General features: G+C 66.4%; 19 protein-coding genes and 1 other RNA gene. 8 read left to right on the forward strand and 12 right to left on the reverse strand.

What is annotated here, in order from left to right; genetic code table 11:
* The 9 genes from V6D91_RS08975 to V6D91_RS09015 form a co-directional block, all read right to left on the reverse strand.
* Positions 1–288: Mur ligase domain-containing protein (locus V6D91_RS08975; protein ID WP_347319740.1), on the reverse strand; the 288-nt coding region annotated here is incomplete at its 3' end.
* Positions 288–2,015: a penicillin-binding transpeptidase domain-containing protein gene (locus V6D91_RS08980; RefSeq protein WP_347319742.1), complete on the reverse strand. Its 1,728-nt coding sequence runs from the start codon at positions 2,013–2,015 to the stop codon at positions 288–290. The genes V6D91_RS08975 and V6D91_RS08980, both read right to left, overlap by 1 nt.
* The gene (gene ftsL, locus V6D91_RS08985) at positions 2,012–2,272 is read right to left on the reverse strand and encodes a cell division protein FtsL (protein WP_347319744.1); all 261 of its coding nucleotides are present in this window, start codon (positions 2,270–2,272) and stop codon (positions 2,012–2,014) included. Before ftsL ends, V6D91_RS08980 begins: the two co-directional genes overlap by 4 nt.
* A complete protein-coding gene (gene rsmH / locus V6D91_RS08990; RefSeq protein ID WP_347319746.1) occupies positions 2,269–3,201 on the reverse strand; it encodes a 16S rRNA (cytosine(1402)-N(4))-methyltransferase RsmH in 933 nt (310 codons plus the stop codon). The genes ftsL and rsmH overlap by 4 nt, the downstream gene beginning before the upstream one ends.
* On the reverse strand, positions 3,198–3,653 hold the full coding sequence (gene mraZ / locus V6D91_RS08995) for a division/cell wall cluster transcriptional repressor MraZ (protein WP_347319748.1): 456 nt from the start codon (positions 3,651–3,653) through the stop codon (positions 3,198–3,200). The genes rsmH and mraZ overlap by 4 nt, the downstream gene beginning before the upstream one ends.
* A gap of 229 nt (positions 3,654–3,882) precedes the next feature.
* An RNA gene (rnpB, locus tag V6D91_RS09000) (RNase P RNA component class A) lies at positions 3,883–4,232 on the reverse strand.
* Positions 4,233–4,353: 121 nt separating this feature from the next.
* Positions 4,354–5,127: an ABC transporter permease gene (locus V6D91_RS09005; protein WP_347319750.1), complete on the reverse strand. Its 774-nt coding sequence runs from the start codon at positions 5,125–5,127 to the stop codon at positions 4,354–4,356.
* Complete coding sequence (locus tag V6D91_RS09010) at positions 5,124–6,056, reverse strand: ABC transporter ATP-binding protein (protein ID WP_347320128.1); 933 nt, start codon at positions 6,054–6,056, stop codon at positions 5,124–5,126. The genes V6D91_RS09005 and V6D91_RS09010 overlap by 4 nt, the downstream gene beginning before the upstream one ends.
* A complete protein-coding gene (locus V6D91_RS09015) occupies positions 6,053–6,673 on the reverse strand; it encodes a trimeric intracellular cation channel family protein (protein WP_347319752.1) in 621 nt (206 codons plus the stop codon). Before V6D91_RS09015 ends, V6D91_RS09010 begins: the two co-directional genes overlap by 4 nt.
* Before the next feature lie 40 nt (positions 6,674–6,713).
* On the opposite strand from V6D91_RS09015, the gene hemN reads away from it, so the two are divergent.
* The gene (hemN, locus tag V6D91_RS09020) at positions 6,714–8,096 is read left to right on the forward strand and encodes an oxygen-independent coproporphyrinogen III oxidase (RefSeq protein ID WP_347319754.1); all 1,383 of its coding nucleotides are present in this window, start codon (positions 6,714–6,716) and stop codon (positions 8,094–8,096) included.
* Positions 8,097–8,114: 18 nt separating this feature from the next.
* Here the strand turns inward: hemN and hda are convergent, their stop codons facing one another.
* From hda to V6D91_RS09035, 3 genes are read right to left on the reverse strand one after another with little or no spacing between them, the layout of a single operon-like run.
* Positions 8,115–8,813, reverse strand: coding sequence for a DnaA regulatory inactivator Hda (hda, locus tag V6D91_RS09025; protein ID WP_347319756.1), 699 nt, complete (start codon positions 8,811–8,813; stop codon positions 8,115–8,117).
* Between the two features lie 2 nt (positions 8,814–8,815).
* Entirely contained in the window at positions 8,816–9,919 is a 1,104-nt protein-coding gene (locus V6D91_RS09030) for an AI-2E family transporter (RefSeq protein WP_347319758.1), read from the reverse strand.
* Positions 9,916–10,467, reverse strand: a complete 552-nt coding sequence (locus V6D91_RS09035) for a CDP-alcohol phosphatidyltransferase family protein (RefSeq protein ID WP_347319760.1) — start codon at positions 10,465–10,467, stop codon at positions 9,916–9,918. The genes V6D91_RS09030 and V6D91_RS09035 overlap by 4 nt, the downstream gene beginning before the upstream one ends.
* A 66-nt stretch (positions 10,468–10,533) precedes the next feature.
* Here V6D91_RS09035 and purM point away from each other — a divergent pair, with 66 nt between their 5' ends.
* The 7 genes from purM to V6D91_RS09070 all read left to right on the forward strand — a co-directional run bounded on the left by purM (position 10,534) and on the right by V6D91_RS09070 (position 16,862).
* The gene (purM, locus tag V6D91_RS09040) at positions 10,534–11,571 is read left to right on the forward strand and encodes a phosphoribosylformylglycinamidine cyclo-ligase (RefSeq protein WP_347319762.1); all 1,038 of its coding nucleotides are present in this window, start codon (positions 10,534–10,536) and stop codon (positions 11,569–11,571) included.
* Positions 11,571–12,164 carry a phosphoribosylglycinamide formyltransferase gene (gene purN / locus V6D91_RS09045; protein WP_347319763.1) on the forward strand — a complete coding sequence of 198 codons (594 nt, stop codon included), beginning with the start codon at positions 11,571–11,573 and terminating at the stop codon, positions 12,162–12,164. Before purM ends, purN begins: the two co-directional genes overlap by 1 nt.
* Positions 12,161–13,165 carry an NAD-dependent epimerase gene (locus V6D91_RS09050; protein ID WP_347319765.1) on the forward strand — a complete coding sequence of 335 codons (1,005 nt, stop codon included), beginning with the start codon at positions 12,161–12,163 and terminating at the stop codon, positions 13,163–13,165. The genes purN and V6D91_RS09050 overlap by 4 nt, the downstream gene beginning before the upstream one ends.
* A 30-nt stretch (positions 13,166–13,195) precedes the next feature.
* A complete protein-coding gene (locus V6D91_RS09055; protein ID WP_347319767.1) occupies positions 13,196–13,501 on the forward strand; it encodes a nucleotidyltransferase domain-containing protein in 306 nt (101 codons plus the stop codon).
* A complete protein-coding gene (locus tag V6D91_RS09060) occupies positions 13,498–13,980 on the forward strand; it encodes a hypothetical protein (RefSeq protein WP_347319769.1) in 483 nt (160 codons plus the stop codon). The genes V6D91_RS09055 and V6D91_RS09060 overlap by 4 nt, the downstream gene beginning before the upstream one ends.
* Positions 13,981–14,093: 113 nt before the next feature.
* Complete coding sequence (locus V6D91_RS09065) at positions 14,094–15,395, forward strand: nucleotide sugar dehydrogenase (RefSeq protein ID WP_347319771.1); 1,302 nt, start codon at positions 14,094–14,096, stop codon at positions 15,393–15,395.
* Positions 15,396–15,419: 24 nt separating this feature from the next.
* Positions 15,420–16,862, forward strand: coding sequence for a mannose-1-phosphate guanylyltransferase/mannose-6-phosphate isomerase (locus V6D91_RS09070; RefSeq protein ID WP_347319773.1), 1,443 nt, complete (start codon positions 15,420–15,422; stop codon positions 16,860–16,862).
* Positions 16,863–16,865 lie beyond the last annotated feature (3 nt).

Below are 16,865 nucleotides of genomic sequence, written 5' to 3' on the forward strand. Positions count from 1 at the left end.
GGCCAGCTGGCCGAGCGCCGGGATGAGGTCCTCCAGTACGAACACCGGCACGCCAAGGGCGGCGCGCAGACCGTCGGCATCGCCCTCGGCGGACAGGATGGCGACCGCCCCACGGCCCACGGCCTCCGGCGCATGATCCAGGGCGTGGAAGCGTCCGCCCCGGCGGGCGATGAACAGTTCCCCCGGCTGGACGCGACGGCTGTCGGTGCACAGGCCGGCAATCGGTCGGTCATCCTCGGCTGTGACCGGGACCAGCCCCGCCAAAAGTTCGGAGAGCATCATGGTCATTAGCCTTGCCCTCCCTTGCTGGGGGCGCTCACCACGGTAGCGGGCCCCATGGCATCAGGCGCGACATTGAGGATGCGCAGGGCCTCCTCCATGATCGCGGAGAACACCGGGCCGGCCACCTGGCCACCGTAGTACACCCCGGTGCCGGGCTCGTCGATCATGATCGCCAACGCGAGGCGGGGATTGGAGGCCGGCGCAAGCCCCGCGAACACGGACACGTACTTGTCCTCCGCATAGCCGCCGGCCTCCGACTTGTGCGCGGTACCGGTCTTGCCCGCCACGCGGTAGCCCGACACCTGGGCCTTGGTCCCCGTGCCGCCGGCCTTGACCACCTCCTCCATCATGACGCGCAAGGCTTGGGCCACACGCGCATCCATCACCCGCTTGCCCTCGGGAGGCTGCTCCACCTTGAGGAAGGAGACGGGCATCAGCACCCCGTCATGGGCGATCGCGCCGTAGGCGCGCACCAGTTGCAGGGCGGTCACGCTCATGCCGTAGCCGTAGGCATGGGTGGCAATGTCCGAGGCGTTCCAGTCACGGAAATGGCGCAGGCGGCCGCTCGACTCACCGGGAAAGCCGGTGCCGGATACCCGCCCAAGGCCCAAGGCATCGTAGAAACTCCACAGCGCCTCCGGGCCGACCGCCATGGCGATCTTGGTCACGCCGATGTTGCTCGACTTGCGGATCACCCCGGTCACGTCCAGCAGGCCGTAGTTGTGGTGGTCGCGGATGGTGAAGCGGTCGACCTTCATGAACCCCGGATGGGTGTCAATCGGCGTGTCCGGTCTGAACTTGCCGCTCTCCAGCCCCACCGCCACCGAGAACGGCTTCATGGTCGAGCCCGGCTCGAAGGCATCGATCACCGCACGGTTGCGGGTCAGGTCCGGACGGATGCTGGTGCGGTCGTTCGGGTTGAAGGAGGGCTGGTTGACCATGGCGAGGATCTCGCCGGTGCGCACATCGAGCAGCACTGCAGTCCCGCCCTTCGCCTTGTTCGCCTGCACCGCGGCCTTGAGCTCGCGGTAGGCGAGATACTGCAGACGGCGATCGAGCGACAGCACCAGGTCGTTACCGGGACGGGCCTCACGGATCAGTTCACGCTGCTCGACCACGCCGCCATGGAGGTCCTGGATGACGCGCCGCGCACCGGGTTCGCCGCGCAGCCAGTGGTCGTAGGTGCGCTCGATGCCTTCCAGCGCCTGATCGTCGATATTGGTGAAGCCGAGGATGTGCGCGGTCACCTCACCGGTCGGGTAGAAACGCCGGTATTCCCGGCGGGTATTGACCCCGGGAATGCGCAGCGCCTTGACCTGCGCGCCTTCCTCGGGAGTGATCTGGCGTTTGATGTAGAGGAAGCGGCGCTCGGCGTTCTGCTGCACCTGGGTGCGCAAACGGCTGGCATCGAGCCCGAGGGCATGCGCCAGCTCGGGCACGCGGTCGATCGCAGGCATGAGCTCGCGCGGATTGACCCATACCGTCTCCATCGGCGTACTCACCGCCAGCGGCTCGCCGTTGCGGTCGAGTACCTGCCCGCGGTGCGCGGAGATCTCCTGCACGCGCTCGTAGCGCATGCCGCCCTGCTGCTCGAGGAAATCGCGCTCGGTGATCTTGAGATAGACCGCGCGCCAAAGCATGACGTTGGCCAGCGCGAAGAACAGCACGACGACCGTGCCGTAGCGCCAGCCGCCCCTCCCCAACGCCCGCATGAGTGCGCGAAGCCCGGTCATCGAACCACCATCGACACGGCATCACGCCCCGGAGGCCCCATGTGCAGGCGCTCGCGAGCGAGGGCATCCACCCGCCCGTGGGCAGCCAGGGCCGCCTCCTCCAGCTGCAGGCGCTCCCATTCGATCTCGAGTTCGTCGCGATGCTGGACGGCCTTCTCCTGCGCGAGCACATACTTGCGCTCGCGGTGCTCGGCCTGCACCACGCCGATGGCGGACAGCAGGCAACCGGCCCACAGCAGCAGCGCCACCAGCTTCATGCCAGCTTCTCCGCCACGCGCAGCACCGCGCTGCGGGCACGCGGATTGGCCTTCACCTCGGCAGCGGAGGCCTTTTGCGCCCGCCCGAGCGTGCGCCAGACCGCAGGCGCCGGCGCGGCCATCAAGGGGATCTCGCGCGGCAGCTCGGGGGCACGCTCGCCGCGCAGGAAGTTCTTGACCATGCGGTCTTCCAGCGAGTGGAAGCTGATCACCGCCAGACGGCCGCCGATGGCGAGCGCCTCGCGCGCCTGGGGCAGCACGGCCTCGAGTTCCGCCAGTTCCTGGTTGATCCACAGGCGCAGGGCCTGGAAGCTGCGCGTGGCCGGATGTTTGCCGGGCTCGCGCCGGGGCACGGCAGAGGCGATGATCTCGGCCAGCTGGGCGGTACGGGTGATCGGGGTCTCGCCCCGAGCCTGGACGATGGCACGGGCGATGCGGCGCGAGAAGCGCTCCTCACCGAGGCGCCAGAGGATATCGGCAAGCTCGCCCTCGTCGATGCGCGCCAGAAGATCGGCGGCGCTCTCGCCGTGCGAGGGGTCCATGCGCATGTCGAGCGGGCCATCACGCATGAAGCTGAAGCCGCGCTCGGCCGTATCCAACTGAGGCGAGGACACACCCAGGTCGAGCAGGAGCCCATCCACCCGCCCCCACACGCCCAGCGGCTCAAGCGCCTCGCGCAGGCGGGAGAACGGGGCATGGACGATGGTGAAGCGCGCATCCGCGCCGAAGCGACGACGCGCCTCGGCCACCGCGTCAGGGTCGCGATCCAGCGCGATCAGGCGGCCGACCGGCCCGAGGCGCTCAAGAATGGCCCCGCTGTGCCCGCCGCGCCCGAAGGTGCCGTCCACATAGATGCCATCAGGCCGAAGCCCGAGCGCCTCGAGCACCTCGTCCAGCATGACCGGGAGATGAGCTGCGGGAACCGTCATAGCGCAATCTGCTCCAGCGCCGCGGGCCCCTCGCCCTCGTCCTCGTCGTCCGCCAGCCAGGCCTCGCGCGCCGCGCGCCAAGTGTCCTCGTCCCACAGCTCGAACTTCTTGCCCTGCCCCACCAGCACCGCCCCCTTGGTCAGGCCAGCGTGATCACGCAACTCGGGCGGCACCAGCAGGCGGCCGTTGGCATCCAGGGAGACTTCGGTGGCGTGACCGATCAACATGCGCTTGATGCGGCTGACCTTGCGGTTGAGGCCGGAGAGGGCGTCGATCTGTCGCTCGATCTCGAGCCAGACCGGCATGGGATAGAGGACCAGGCAGCGCTCCTCGGTATCGATGGTGATGATCAGCTCGCCATTGCATTGCGCAGCCAAGGGCTCGCGGTAGCGCGTCGGCACCGCGAAACGCCCTTTGGCATCGAGGCTGAGGTTGCTGATCCCACGGAACATGGCGGAAGCCCCACCTTTTCCCACTTATTTCCACTTGCCACCACTATATCCACCCACCTCGGCATCCGCAACCGCATTTCAATAAAAAATTCTTTATTCACAATGGGTTAGCAGCGTCTAATAAGCGAAAAACGCAACCCACATACCCACGCAATTCAGTCACTTAAGCGCAGGTATTGAGATCCGGGTTTAAAAGAAAACGCCCTCCGCGAGGGAGGGCGCCTGGAAGAAGTCGAGTCAGCCGATAAGCCGGGTTCTGTCGAGGACCATCATTCATCTGGGCCGCGTGTCACCACGCGGCTCGAGCAACCTACCCGGGGACTCTGCGGGCCGCATCGATGTCCCCCTATTTGGTCTTGCTCCGGACGGGGTTTTCCCTGCCGACGCTGTTACCAGCGTTCGCGGTGCGCTCTTACCGCACCTTTTCACCCTTACCGGTCCTTGCGGACGTAGGCGGTATGTTTTCTGTGGCACTTTCCGTGGGCTCGCGCCCCCCAGGCGTTACCTGGCGCCCTGCCCTGTGGAGCCCGGACTTTCCTCCATGCCCGCAAGGGACACAGCGATGGTCTGGCCGACTCGGGGCGCACTGTAGGGGCTGGGGCCTGCCAATGCAAGCCCTCTCATGGCCCAGTAGGAGGCCCGCCCCGGGCCGATGGTCTCTACCTATGATCGCGACGAGGGCGTCGCTCCCACATCGGGATCACCCGCGCAGCCCCCAGCCCTTGCGCAGGATGAACACGCACGCCCCGAGCAGCACGACGAGCAGGCCGGCCAGCAGCGCCAGGGCGAGCCCCGCGGGCACATCCGACACCCCGAGCACGGCCTGGCGGAAGGCGTTGATCATGTGCAGCTGGGGGTTGAACAGGGCGATCTCGCGCCACGGTTGCGGCAGCAGATCGATGCTGAAGAACACCCCGCCAAGGTAGGTCAGCGGGGTGAGGACGAAGGTCGGGATGATGGAGATATCGTCGAAGGTCTTGGCGAAGATGGCGTTGAGCATCCCGGCGAGCGAGAACACCGCCGAGGTCAGCAGCATGACCAGAATGGCGAGCCCCCAGTCGTGCACCGCAAGGTCGGTGAACAGCAGGGTGACGGCGGTGACGGCGAGGCCGACGGCCAGGCCGCGCGCGATGCCGCCGGCCATGAAGCCGAGGATGAGACTGAAATTGCTCATCGGCGCGACCATCAGCTCCTCGATGTGGCGGTGCATCTTGGCGCTGAAGAAGGAGGACACGACGTTGGCGTAGCTGTTGCTGATCACCGCCATGAGGATGAGCCCCGGGGCGATGAAGTCCATGTAGCGCACCCCGCCGACCTCGCCCACGCGCGCGCCGATCAGGCCGCCGAAGATGATGAAGTAGAGCGCGGTCGTCACCATCGGCGGGATGATGGTCTGCGGCCAGATGCGCACGAAGCGCAGGGTCTCGCGCTCGAGCAGGGTCCACAGGGCGCGCCATTCGAGGACAAGATTCATGCCTCATCCTCCACGCCATGGCCGGTGAGCTTCATGAACAGGGCCTCCAGGCGGTTGCTCTTGTTGCGCAGGCTCATCACCCTCACCCCAGCTGCGTGCAGGGCGGCGAAGACCTGATCCAGCGGCTGACCGCGGCGGACTTCCAGCTCCAGGGTGCCGGGGTTGACCCGATGCAGGCGCACACCTGGGATCAGCGGCGCCTGGGCGATGGGCTCCACCAGATCGAGCACGAAGCTCTCCTCCGGCAGCTGCTCGAGCAGTTCGCGCAGCGGGCTGCTCACCACGATCCGCCCGCCGTCGATGATGGCGACATGGCGGCACAGGGCCTCGGCCTCCTCCAGGTAGTGGGTCGTCAGCAGGATGGTCACCCCCTCCTCGCGGTTGAGACGGGTGAGGAAGTCCCACATCCCTCGCCGCAGCTCGACATCCACCCCGGCGGTCGGCTCGTCGAGGATGAGCAGGCGCGGACGATGGGCCAGGGCGCGGGCGATCATGAGACGACGCTTCATGCCCCCGGAGAGCTGGCGCGCCTGGCTGCGCGCCTTGTCGGCAAGCCCCAGCTCCTGCAGCAGCCAGGCCGTGCGGCGGCGCGCCTCGCCGCGCGCCACGCCATAGAAACCGGCCTGGTGGCGGACGATCTCCTCCACCGGCTCGAAACCGTTGAAGTTGAACTCCTGCGGCACCAGCCCGATCAGCGACTTGACCCTCGCCCGCTCGCGCGCAAGGTCATGACCGAACACCCGCACCTCGCCCGAGGTCGGTGTGACCAGCGAGGACAGCACGCCGATGGTCGTGGTCTTGCCTGCCCCATTCGGTCCGAGCAGGGCGAAGAAATCCCCGGCGGGGACGACCAGGTCGATGCCGGCGAGGGCCTGCGTGCCACTGCGGTAGGTCTTGGTCAGGCCACGGATTTCAAGCGCGTGCATCAGGCTTCGCTCCTCGGGAAGGCCGGCAGGTGCAGTCCGTAGACGATACCCAGGCCACGCACGATCAGGGCGGTGAAGAACCCGGCCGTCAGCGTCAGCAGGGCCGGCGCGGCCAGCTCGTGCAGCACGACGAACACGATCGCCCCAAGGACGGCGGCCGAGGCATACACCTCGCGGTGCAGGATCATCGGCGGCTCATTGCACAGCATGTCGCGGATCAGGCCGCCAAAGCTTGCGGTCATCATGCCCATCACCACCGCGATGAAGGGCGACGTGCCCACCGCCAGCGCCGCCTGGGCGCCGATCAGGCTGAACGCCGCGAGCCCCACGGCGTCCGCCCAGTTCAGCCACGCGGCCGCGGTGCGCGTGGTGAAGGCGCGGGCGAACAGGAACACGCTCCAGGCGGCCAGCACCGTCAAGAGCACGTACTCCCATTCGGTCAGCCAGTAGACCGGCTTGTCGAGCAAAAGGTCCCGCAAGGTGCCGCCGCCGATGCCGGTCACCGTGCCGATCAGGGCAAAACCCACCAGGTCCATGCCCTTGCGCGCGGCCGTCAGCCCGCCACTGATGGCAAAAACCACAACGCCAAAGTAGTCTAGGGCCTTCAATAACTCGTCCATCACGCCGCACCGCTAAAGATGCGGCGCATTGTAGCCGCACATGAACCAAGACCTCATCTTCGACGCCGACCTCATTCAGCGCTACGACACCGCCGGCCCGCGCTACACCTCCTACCCGACCGCCGTGCAGTTCCACGAAGGCTTCGGCGAGGCCGAGCACCGCGAGGCCCTCGCGCGCAGCAATGCCCTCGGCGGCCCGCTGTCGCTGTACTTCCACATCCCGTTCTGCGACACGGTCTGCTTCTACTGCGCCTGCAACAAGATCGCCACCAAGGACCGCGCCCGCTCCGCGCCGTACCTCACCCTGCTCGAGAAAGAGATGGACCTCATCGCCCGCGACGTGGACACCTCCCGCGTGGTCGACCAACTGCACTGGGGCGGCGGCACCCCGACCTTCCTTTCTGGCGACGAAATGCGCCGCCTGATGGCCGCCACCCGCGCGCGCTTCCGGCTACGCGACGATGACCAAGGCGAATACTCGATCGAGATCGACCCCCGCGAGGCCAATGCCGAGACCGTCAAACTCCTGCGCGAGCTCGGCTTCAACCGCATGAGCCTCGGCGTGCAGGACTTCGACCCCCGGGTGCAGCAGGCCGTCAACCGCATCCAGTCGCCGGAGGAGACCTTCGCCGTGCTTGATGCTGCGCGCGCCGAGGGCTTTCACTCGGTGAGCATCGACCTGATCTACGGCCTGCCGCACCAGAATGTGACCAGCTTCCTGAAAACGCTGGATCGGGTCCTGGAGGCCCGCCCCGACCGCCTCTCCGTGTTCAACTACGCCCACCTGCCGACCCGCTTCAAGCCGCAGCGGCGGATCAACGACGCCGACCTGCCCGCCCCCGCGGAAAAGCTCGCCATCCTCCAGGCCAGCATCGAGCACCTGACCGCCGCGGGCTACGTGTTCATCGGCATGGACCACTTCGCCCTGCCCGACGACAGTCTCGCCATCGCCCAGCGCGAAGGCAGCCTGCACCGCAACTTCCAGGGCTACACCACCCACGCCGAGTGCGACCTGTTGGCCTTCGGCGTCTCCTCCATCAGCCAGGTGGCCGGCTGCTACAGCCAGAACGTGAAGGAGATGGAACCTTACGAGGCGGCGCTCAAGGAGGGCCGGCTGCCGATCGAGCGCGGCCTGTGCATGACCGAGGACGACCACATCCGCCGCGATCTGATCATGGAACTGATCTGCCAGTTCGGCCTGGACTACGCGAGCTTCGGCGCCCGTCACGGCATCCATGTCCAGGACTACTTCGCCCACGCGCTCGAGCGTCTGCGGCCCATGGTGGCCGACGGCCTGATCGAGATGAGTGACGCCGGCCTCCGTGTCCTGCCGCGCGGCCGCCTGCTGATCCGCAACATCTGCATGCCGTTCGACCGTTATCTCGGCGGGCAGACCATGCAGCGGTTCTCGAAGGTCATTTGAGGCGGCTTCAAAGCCGGTTCAACGCCTCTCCCCCAGCACCTCACGCGCCAGAGCAAGGCTGGGTTTGCGCTGGCGCTCCATCGACGCGCGATCCAGGCGCTCCAACCCCTCAAGCAGGCTGGACAGGTCGCGCGGCAAGTGCTCCAGAAGGTAGCGCCCCACCTCGTCCGGAAGGATGAGCCCCCGCTCCCCGGCGCGGCGGCGCAACAGCTCGATCTTGGCGGCATCGTCCAGCCCCTCGAGCCGCAGGATCGGCCCCCACCCAAGGCGCGAGGCCAGATCCGGCAAGGCGACGGGCAAGGCGGACGGGGGCTGGTCCGCGGCCAAGAGCAGGGGCACGGCGTGCTCGCGCAGGCGGTTGATCAGGTCGAACAGGGCCTCCTCCCACACCGCCTGCCCGACCACGGCCTGCACGTCGTCGAGGGCCACCAGGCCCAGCCTCTCGAGCCCCTCGAGCACCCCCGGGTGCGGGGCATCAAGCAGGGCGATGTAGGCCGCGGTCAGGCCATGCTCGCCCGCACGCTGACAGGCTGCCTGGAGCAGATGCGTCTTGCCGCTGCCCTTCGCTCCCCAGAGGTAGAGCTGCGGCTCGCCCCGGCCCTCGGCCTGCTGGGCGACGAGCCCGGCGGCCACACCGTTGGCCCCAGGCAGGAACTGCTCCAGGGTGCGCGAAGGCGCAAGGCCGAAATCGAGGACCTGTTGCTGGGCGAAGAGCATGATCAGCGGGCTTCGCCCTCGGGCGGCGACTCCTGCGGCCCGTACAAGCTGCTCGCCTTGTAGCGCTCATGGACGTGGCGGATCAGCACCGCCAGCACGGCGGCCACCGGGAGGGCCAGCAACACACCGGTGAAGCCGAACAGCTGCCCGCCCGCCATGATGGCGAAGATGACAGCGACCGGGTGCAGGCCGACACGGTCGCCCACCAGCCAGGGGGTGAAGACGAACCCTTCCAGCAGCTGGCCCACCGCGAACACCGCCAGCACCGGCAACAGGCTCATGAGCTCCTGGGTCTGAATCAGCATCGCAAGCCCGGCGCCAAGGCCGCCCACGATCACGCCAAGATAGGGCACGAAGCTCACCAGCCCGGCCAGCATGCCGAACAGCAGGGCCTGTTCCAGCCCCGCAAGCCACAGGCCGAGGGTGTACACGGTGCCGAGCGCCAGCATCACGCTGAGCTGGCCGCGCAGGAAGGCCCCGAGCACCTCGTCCGCTTCGCGCGCCAGGCGGCTGACGGTCGGCTCCACGCTGCGCGGCAGGAAGTCGCGCACCCAGGCCACCAGGGCATCCCAGTCGCGCAGCAGGTAGAAGGTCACCACGGGGATCACTACCAGGTTCGCAAGCCAAGCCACCGCGCTCATGCCGGAGCCGAACAGCCAGCCCACCACGTTGGCGGTCATCGCCCCGGCCTGCGCCCAGTGCTGCGCCAGGGCGGCCTTGAGGGTTTCAAGATCGACCGTCATGCCGGTCCAGGCGGTAAAGCGCGGCAGCAGGTTGTGCTGCACCCACTCCACCGCCAGGGGCCACTTGTGGGACATCTGCATCACCTGCTGGGCCACCTGTGGCACGATGATCAAGACCAGCAGACCCAGCATCAGGATCAGCCCCAGGAACACCAGCGCCACCGCGGCGGTGCGCGGCATGCGCCGCTCCAGGCGGTCGGCCAGCGGGTCACCGAGGTAGGCCAGCAGCGCGGCCACCAGGAAGGGCGTGAGGATGGGACGCAGGGCGGCGAGCAGCCCCATGATCAGCACCAGGGCAAGGACGGCCACCAGCCAGCGAGGCCATGCGGCCTCGGTGCGATGGGCGCTTGGCTGCTCACTCATACCGCAGCCCCCTTGCGCGGCAACGCGCTCCATTGGCGGTAATAACCGTAGGCGCTGAGCACGGTGGTCAGGGCGACCAGGACCATGAGCGCATCACGCAACCCATCGAGCACCCACCCCTGCCAGGCGGAGGCGATGACCACCAGGATCAGCATCGCCACCAGAAAGACATGCAGCTTGCCAATCAACAGTGGGCGCGGGACGAAGCCGTCGTGGACAAAGAAGTTGTAGTGGGTCGCCCCGGCGACGATACCGAGATCCCGCACCAGCAGCAGGGCCAGCAGCCACAGGGGCAGGAGGCCCGCCGCCACCAGCGCAACCATCGCCGCCAGGATCATCGCCTTGTCCGCCAGCGGATCGAGGATGGCCCCGAGGCGGGTCTGCCAGCCGAAGCGCCGCGCCAGAAAACCGTCCACCCCGTCGCTCACCACCGCCACCGCGAACAGCACGGCCGCCTCAGCATAGCGCGCATCGAACAGGGCCAGCGCGATCCAGGGGATCAGCAGCATGCGCGCCGCGGTGATGAGGTTGGGGATGTGCTTGAGCATGCCTTAAGCATCAATCAAGGATGGCATGTACAATAGCACACCCCTTTTTGCCGCCGCTGAACCCTCATGAGCCAGCCCACCTCCCTCTCCTACCGTGACGCCGGCGTGGACATCGACGCAGGCAATGCCCTGGTCGACCGCATCAAGCCCGCCGTGGCCCGCACCCGCCGCCCCGAAGTCCTCGGCGGTCTGGGCGGCTTCGGCGCCCTGTTCGAGCTGCCGCAAGGCTACAAGCATCCTGTGCTGGTCTCGGGCACCGACGGCGTCGGCACCAAGCTTCGGCTCGCCATCGACCTGGATCGACACGACCACATCGGCATCGACCTGGTCGCCATGTGCGTCAACGACATCCTGGTGCAGGGCGCGGAACCCCTGTTCTTCCTCGACTACTACGCCACCGGCAAGCTCTCGGTGGACGTGGCCGCGCGGGTGGTCACTGGGATTGCCGAGGGCTGCGCGCTTGCCGGCTGCGCCCTGGTGGGCGGCGAGACCGCCGAGATGCCCGGCATGTACGAGGAGGGCGACTACGACCTCGCAGGCTTTGCGGTCGGCATCGTCGAGAAGGAGCAGATGCTGGACGGCAGCCGGGTGCGCGAGGGCGATGTGCTCATCGGCCTGCCCTCCTCCGGCCCGCACTCCAACGGCTACTCGCTGATCCGCAAGGTGCTGGCCGTCACCGGCGCCGACCTGAACCAGCCCTGCGGCGAGACGACGCTGGCCGACGCCCTGCTCGCCCCCACCCGCATCTACGTCAAGAGCCTGCTGCCGCTGCTGCGCGACCAGGATTCCGGCGTGCACGGCCTGTGCCACATCACCGGCGGAGGCCTGACCGAGAACCTGCCGCGCGTGTACAGCGAGGACCTCGCCGCCGAGGTCGATACCGCCTCCTGGACCCCGGCTCCGGTGTTCCAGTGGATCCGCGAGGGCGGCAATGTTGCAGCCAGCGAGATGTACCGCACCTTTAACAACGGCGTCGGCATGGTGCTGATGGTCGAGGCCGCGAAAGCGGACGCGATCATCGCCCGCCTGAAGGCCGCCGGCGAAGCCCCGTGGGTGATGGGCCGGATGGTCAAGCGCACGGGCGAAGGGGTGATCCTGCGCTGATGTGCCGCATCGTCGTCCTCATCTCGGGCCACGGCAGCAACCTGCAGGCCCTGATCGACGCCGAGCGGCGGGGTGAACTGGGCGGGGGCCAGCTCGTGGCCGTGTTCAGCAACCGCGCCGACGCCTTCGGCCTGGAGCGCGCGCGCCAGGCCGGCATCCCGACCGAGGTCATCAGCCACAAGGACTTTCCCGAGCGCGCGGCCTTCGATGCCGCCCTCATGGCGCGCATCGACACCTACCGGCCCGACCTCGTGGTGCTGGCCGGTTTCATGCGCATCCTCACCCCCGCCTTCGTGCAGCACTATGCCGGGCGGCTGATCAATATCCACCCCTCGCTGCTGCCCAAGTACCCCGGCATGCACACCCACGCCCGCGCCATCGAGGCAGGCGATGCGGAACACGGCGCCACCGTGCACTTCGTCACCGAGGGGGTGGACGAAGGCCCCGTCATCCTCCAGGGCCACGTGCCGGTGCGGCCGGACGACACCCCGGAAACCCTGCAACAGCGCGTACACGCCATCGAGCACCAGATCTATCCCGAGGCGGTGCGCAGGCTCTGCACCCAACGCTTGACGGCGAACACGACCCCATGACCCTGCTCGTCACCGGCGCCGCCGGCTTCATCGGCTTCCATGTCACCAAGACCCTGCTCGCCCGCGGCGAGCGCGTGGTCGGCATCGACAACCTCAACGACTACTACGATCCACGCCTCAAGCACGCCCGCCTGCGCGAGCTTGAGGGGCAGCCGAATTTCGAATTCCTGCGCCTCGACCTTGCCGACCGCCCCGGCATGGAGGCGCTGTTCGCCCAGTTCAAGCCCCGGCGCGTGATCCACCTCGCCGCCCAGGCCGGGGTGCGCTACTCGCTGCACAACCCGCACGCCTATGTCGACAGCAATCTCGTCGGCTTCATGAACATCCTCGAAGGCTGCCGCCACCACGCGGTGGAGCACCTGGTCTACGCCTCCTCGAGCTCGGTCTATGGCCTGAATACCGCCATGCCCTACTCGGTGCACCACAACGTGGATCACCCCATCAGCCTGTACGCCGCCACCAAGAAGGCCAACGAGCTGATGGCGCACAGCTATGCGCACCTCTATCGCCTGCCCACCACCGGCCTGCGCTTCTTCACCGTCTACGGCCCCTGGGGTCGGCCGGACATGGCCTACTTCAAGTTCACCCAGGCCATCCTCGAAGGCCGGCCGATCGAGGTCTACAACCACGGAAAAATGCAGCGTGACTTCACCTACATCGACGACATCGTCGAGGGCGTGATCCGCGTGCTCGACCGCATCCCCGCCCCCAACCCCGCTTGGGATGGCGCCCACCCCGACCCCGGAAGCAGCCCCGCCCCCTACCGCATCTACAACATCGGCAACCACAGCCCGGTCGAGCTCTCCCGCTTCATCGAGGCCCTGGAGGGCGCACTGGGCCGCACGGCCGAGAAGGTCTTGCTTCCCATGCAACCGGGGGATGTGCCTGCCACCTATGCCGATGTGGACGACTTGATGCGTGACACGGGCTTTGCACCAAGCACATCGATCGAGGAGGGGCTGGCGCGGTTTGTCGCGTGGTATCGCGGCTACTATGTTTAAGCCATCGCGACACATCTGCCGTGGAGCGCCATGCGCCTGACGCCCGAACAAGCCGACATCATCCGCCAGTCAGTCCATACCAGCTTCGGACCGCAAGCTCGCGTGTGGCTGTTCGGCTCGCGCGTTGACGACGCGAAGCGCGGCGGTGACATCGACCTGCTCATCCAGCCCCCCCCGCCTTGGCCAGGGGATGCCGACATCCTCAGGCGCAAGATCGATTTCCTGGTACAGCTTGAACGCCAGCTTGGCGAGCGCAAGATCGACGTCGTCATCGAACAACCCGAGGACACGCGCCCCATCGTACGGATCGCCCATGAAACAGGAATCGAGCTATGAGTGATGCCCAACGGCTCCGCCTGCAAGCGCTCGCCCGCATCGTGCGCAAGGAAACCGAACTGCTCAAGGACACCGATGCCCGCCTGTTCCATGAGCCCCTGACCCCGGAGATGCTTGGCAACCTGACCGCCCATGCGGATCTCTCGGACCGGATCGAGGCCTATGCCAGCCGGTTCGCGCGCCTGCAGGACACCCTGGGTGACAAGCTCATCCCCGCCTGGCTGCGCTCGCTCGAGGAAACCCCTAGCGCCATGATCGACAACCTCAATCGCGCCGAACGCCTTGGCATGCTTGCCTCGGTCGATGAGTGGCTGGGCCTGAGGCAACTGCGCAATCAGATGGTGCATGAATACATCGAAGATCCAACCATCCTCGCCCACGCGCTGCAGATGGCGCACGCGAGGCTGGGCCTTCTGACCGACACCGCCGAGGCTATCCTGAATGACCTGCAGTCGCGCGGACACATCCCGACCGCATGACTCGTCGTCCATCGCACAGTCCGCAACACGGAAAAGATGATGACCGCCAGCATCCAACGCTTCAGCGCAGTGTGTATCCCTCCTCACCTCTTCCCCCCACATCCCGCCGCATCATGAAAATCGCCGTCGCCGGAACCGGATACGTCGGTCTCTCCAACGCCCTGCTGCTGGCCCAGCACCACGAGGTGGTGGCACTGGACATCGTGCCGGAGAAGGTCACGATGCTGAACGCAGGCCGCTCGCCCATCGTCGATCCCGAGATCGAGGCCTTCCTCAAGCGCGACGACCTCCACTTTCGCGCCACGCTCGACAAGGAGGAGGCCTACAAGGACGCCGAGTTCGTCATCATTGCCACCCCGACCGATTACGACCCGGATACCAACACCTTCAACACCTCCTCAGTCGAGTCGGTCATCCGCGACGTGCTGGCCATCAACCCGAACGCGGTGATGGTCATCAAATCCACCGTCCCGGTCGGCTACACCGAGCGCATCAAAAAAGCATTCGCCCCCCTCTCCCTTGAGGGGAGCTCTCGACGGCCGGCCCCCGAAGGGGCTTCCGGCAGGGATGCCGGAAGGGTCGGAGAGGAGGGACCGGGGGCCGGGGGAGAGGGTGAAGCGCCCAACATCCTCTTCTCCCCCGAATTCCTGCGCGAAGGCCGCGCCCTGCACGACAACCTCTACCCCTCACGCATCATCGTGGGCGAGAAATCTGAGCGTGCTGAACGGTTTGCCCAACTGCTGCTGCAGGGCGCGCGCAAGGAGGATATCCCCGTCCTCTTCACCCACCCCACCGAGGCCGAGGCGATCAAGCTGTTCGCCAACACCTACCTCGCCATGCGCGTGGCCTTCTTCAATGAACTGGACACCTACGCCGCCACCCACGGACTGGACACCCGCCAGATCATCGACGGCGTCTGCCTCGACCCGCGCATCGGTCAGGGCTACAACAACCCAAGCTTCGGCTACGGCGGCTACTGCCTGCCCAAGGACACCAAGCAGCTCTTGGCCAACTACCGCGACGTGCCGCAGAACCTCATCCACGCCATCGTCGAGGCCAACACCACCCGCAAGGACTTCATCGCCGAGGACATCCTCCGCCGCCTCCACGCCCTCCCCCCGGTAGGCAAGATCGACAAGGTCGTGGGCATCTATCGCCTGGTCATGAAACAAGGCTCCGACAACTTCCGCGCCTCCGCCATCCAGGGCATCATGAAGCGCCTCAAGGCCAAGGGCATCGAGGTGGTGGTGTACGAGCCCGTCCTCAGCGACGACTACTTCTTCAACTCCCGCGTCATCCGCGACCTTGACGAGTTCAAGCGCCTCGCCGACCTCATCATCGCCAACCGCATGACCGACGCCCTGCGGGATGTGACCGACAAGGTTTATACTCGCGACCTTTTCGGTAGCGACTGATGCATGGACGATCGAGCCTCTAATATGATCATTCCTGTCGTTCTTTCTGGCGGTGTCGGCAGCCGCCTCTGGCCGGTATCCCGCGAGGCTCACCCCAAGCCCTTCATGCGCCTAGCCGATGGCGAGAGTCTGCTACAGAAGACCTTTCTCCGCGCCTGCGCCCTACCGGGCGTCGAAGAAATCCTGACGGTCACCAACCGCGAGCTCTACTTCAAGACGGCCGACGAATACCGCCCCGTGAATCACTCGGGGGTTGGACTGAGCTACATTCTCGAACCCTTTGGCCGCAACACGGCTGCCGCCATCGCTGCCGCCGCGCTCGACCTGAGCGCAGCCCATGGTGACGATGCCCTCATGCTTGTCCTGGCTGCCGACCACCTCATCACCAAAATCCAAGCCTTCGAGGCCGCCGTGCGGATCGCCGCCGACCTAGCTCGTCAAGGCCACCTGGTCACCTTTGGCATCCAGCCCGAGCACCCGGAAACCGGTTTTGGCTATATCGAGGCATCCACCGAGACCCTCACCGCTCCGGGATTGGGAGGCTTTAAGGTTCGGCGCTTCATTGAAAAACCCGACCTCGACAAGGCCCGCGAATACCTTGCCTCCGGCCGTCATTTCTGGAACTCGGGAATGTTCTGCTTCCAGGTCGGAACCCTGCTCAAAGAATTGAACCAACATGCCCCCGATGTCCTCCAGAGAGTAGCTCGGGCGATGGAGAGCGCACGCAAAAGCTTGGGCGCCACACATCGAACCTTGGAGCTCGCCCCCGCCAGCTTCGAGCAGGTGCCCGACATCTCCATCGACTATGCGCTGATGGAAAAATCCGAGCATGTCGCCGTGGTCACCTGCGATATCGGCTGGAGCGACATCGGCTCCTGGAATGCCTTAAGCGAGCTCACGCCCGCAGATGCCGAGGGCAACCGCATCGAAGGCGAAGCCCTGCTGCATGCCACCCAAAACTGCTACATCCACAGCCCCGAGCGCCTGACCGCCGCCGTAGGCTTGGACAACCTCATCATTATCGACACCGCCGACGCTCTACTCGTCGCCCACAAGGATCGCGCTCAGGACGTCAGGCACATTGCACGCCAGCTCAAGGAAAGCGGGCACAGCGCCCACCAGCATCATATGACCGTCCACCGCCCTTGGGGCACCTATACCGTGCTGGAGGAGGGCGAGCGGTTCAAGATCAAGCGCATCGTAGTCAAACCTGGTGCCTCGCTCTCCCTGCAAATGCACCACCATCGCAGCGAGCACTGGATCGTGGTCAACGGCATGGCGCGAGTGACCAATGGGGAGCGGGTCTTTCTGCTGAACACCAATGAATCGACCTTCATCCCCGCTGGACATGTCCACCGCCTGGAAAACCCAGGCGTCATCGACTTGGTCATGATTGAAGTCCAGAGCGGCGACTACCTGGGCGAGGACGACATCGTCCGCTTCGAAGACAGCTATGGCAGGAGCTGATGC

Origin of the sequence: Thiofaba sp. EF100 (genome assembly GCF_039822285.1) — a bacterium.
Taxonomy (GTDB): domain Bacteria; phylum Pseudomonadota; class Gammaproteobacteria; order Halothiobacillales; family Halothiobacillaceae; genus Thiofaba.

Excerpts from the sequence above, each read along its gene's own strand:
- purN (WP_347319763.1), top strand. The coding sequence starts at position 11,571 with ATGTGCCGCATCGTCGTCCTCATCTCGGGCCACGGCAGCAACCTGCAG.
- V6D91_RS09060 (WP_347319769.1), top strand. The coding sequence starts at position 13,498 with ATGAGTGATGCCCAACGGCTCCGCCTGCAAGCGCTCGCCCGCATCGTG.
- V6D91_RS08980 (WP_347319742.1), bottom strand. The coding sequence starts at position 2,015 with ATGACCGGGCTTCGCGCACTCATGCGGGCGTTGGGGAGGGGCGGCTGG.
- mraZ (WP_347319748.1), bottom strand. The coding sequence starts at position 3,653 with ATGTTCCGTGGGATCAGCAACCTCAGCCTCGATGCCAAAGGGCGTTTC.
- rsmH (WP_347319746.1), bottom strand. The coding sequence starts at position 3,201 with ATGACGGTTCCCGCAGCTCATCTCCCGGTCATGCTGGACGAGGTGCTC.
- purM (WP_347319762.1), top strand. The coding sequence starts at position 10,534 with ATGAGCCAGCCCACCTCCCTCTCCTACCGTGACGCCGGCGTGGACATC.
- V6D91_RS09070 (WP_347319773.1), top strand. The coding sequence starts at position 15,420 with ATGATCATTCCTGTCGTTCTTTCTGGCGGTGTCGGCAGCCGCCTCTGG.
- V6D91_RS09055 (WP_347319767.1), top strand. The coding sequence starts at position 13,196 with ATGCGCCTGACGCCCGAACAAGCCGACATCATCCGCCAGTCAGTCCAT.
- hda (WP_347319756.1), bottom strand. The coding sequence starts at position 8,813 with ATGCTCTTCGCCCAGCAACAGGTCCTCGATTTCGGCCTTGCGCCTTCG.
- ftsL (WP_347319744.1), bottom strand. The coding sequence starts at position 2,272 with ATGAAGCTGGTGGCGCTGCTGCTGTGGGCCGGTTGCCTGCTGTCCGCC.
- V6D91_RS09030 (WP_347319758.1), bottom strand. The coding sequence starts at position 9,919 with ATGAGTGAGCAGCCAAGCGCCCATCGCACCGAGGCCGCATGGCCTCGC.
- V6D91_RS09015 (WP_347319752.1), bottom strand. The coding sequence starts at position 6,673 with ATGGACGAGTTATTGAAGGCCCTAGACTACTTTGGCGTTGTGGTTTTT.
- V6D91_RS09065 (WP_347319771.1), top strand. The coding sequence starts at position 14,094 with ATGAAAATCGCCGTCGCCGGAACCGGATACGTCGGTCTCTCCAACGCC.
- hemN (WP_347319754.1), top strand. The coding sequence starts at position 6,714 with ATGAACCAAGACCTCATCTTCGACGCCGACCTCATTCAGCGCTACGAC.
- V6D91_RS09005 (WP_347319750.1), bottom strand. The coding sequence starts at position 5,127 with ATGAATCTTGTCCTCGAATGGCGCGCCCTGTGGACCCTGCTCGAGCGC.
- V6D91_RS09050 (WP_347319765.1), top strand. The coding sequence starts at position 12,161 with ATGACCCTGCTCGTCACCGGCGCCGCCGGCTTCATCGGCTTCCATGTC.
- V6D91_RS09035 (WP_347319760.1), bottom strand. The coding sequence starts at position 10,467 with ATGCTCAAGCACATCCCCAACCTCATCACCGCGGCGCGCATGCTGCTG.